Below are 1,269 nucleotides of genomic sequence, written 5' to 3'. Positions count from 1 at the left end.
TGAAGTGAACCCTGAAAACGGGACACCTATCAAAACACCTAAACCACTTGTTCCCTAAATTCTTTAGGGGATAGGTGGTTTAATTTTTCTTGAATTCGCACACAATTGTAGTAATGAATGTATTCTAGCACAATCTTTCGCACAGTTGTGTTGGATACTTTTGTTATCTCTTGTGAATAGAAGGCTTCACTTTTCAAATGACCAAAGAAGCTTTCCATGACGGCATTATCATGGCAATTTCCTCTCCGGGACATGCTGGTGATAATGCCATTTTCTTTGGCATATGCTTGAAATTCCTTCGCTGTATAAATACTTCCTTGATCTGAGTGAAGAAGGACATCTTTTACTTTTCGCCCTCTCATTGCTTGTTTTAATGTCTTCATTGCTAATGGCAGTGCTTGGGACTCGCTGATGACATAACTAATAATTTCACGATTAAAGGCATCCATAATCGTTGATAAATACAAGGTACGCTCTCCAAATAATAGATACGTCACATCCGTAAACCACTTTTCATTTGGTGCGGATGCATCGAATTGGCGTTCCAATCGATGAGGGGCTACTACTGGCTCCGCACCACTGATATATTTCTTTTTCTTTCGACGAACTTTTGAGAGAATCTGATTTTGTCTCATGATTCGTAATACTTTTTTATGATTCACACACAGTCCCATTTTCCGAAGAGTTGCGGTCACTCTTCGATATCCATATCGTAATTTATGCCGAAGACAAACATCCTTTATTTTCTCTTCTATCTCATCTCTTAGGTCCACTGTTCGTTGTAACCAACGATAAAATGTAGACCGGGGTAATTCTAATACATTACACAATTCTTTTACCGTTAGTTTTGTTTTGAAATCGGTCCATAAAGTAACTACAGTTTCCAGGTTCAACTCCTTTCGATTTCCAGATACTTTCCCCATATCAGTAATTTTGTTTTTAACTGTTTATTTTCTAACCGTAGCTGTTCCAATTCATTTAACTCTTTTGGCCCTTTTCCATAAGAATATTGCTTTCCTACAGGTTGTTGAAAACGGTACGTTTGACCGGTACGATACCACTTCATCCATGTCTTAATTTGGGAAACATTTTTAATTCCAAACTTCTCCATAATGGTCCGATTGGAATATCCATCCTTTTTCATTTCAATCACTTTCCACTTTATTTCTTCTGGGTAATGAACTCTTGTCTTCAAACCAAAAACACCTCCATTGAATTTGCATACTTAGTATGCGAATTCAGGAGGTGTTTTTTTCATGTACCACTATT

Annotated in this window: 1 protein-coding gene; it reads right to left on the bottom strand. The window is 37.4% G+C overall.

Annotation, left to right across the window (positions count from 1 at the left end; genetic code table 11):
• Positions 1-38: 38 nt before the first annotated feature.
• A protein-coding gene (locus tag RT27_RS31265; RefSeq protein ID WP_096001427.1) for an IS3 family transposase occupies positions 39-1,195 on the bottom strand; the annotation gives its coding sequence in 2 pieces (ribosomal slippage) (positions 39-946 and positions 946-1,195; 1,158 coding nt in all).
• Between the last annotated feature and the right edge of the window lie 74 nt (positions 1,196-1,269).

This window comes from Bacillus sp. L_1B0_5, assembly GCF_000836715.1.
GTDB lineage: Bacteria > Bacillota > Bacilli > Bacillales > Bacillaceae_G > Bacillus_A > Bacillus_A thuringiensis_S.
The sequence above is the reverse complement of the archived record's forward strand: the minus strand, read 5'-3'. Positions and strand labels throughout refer to the sequence as shown.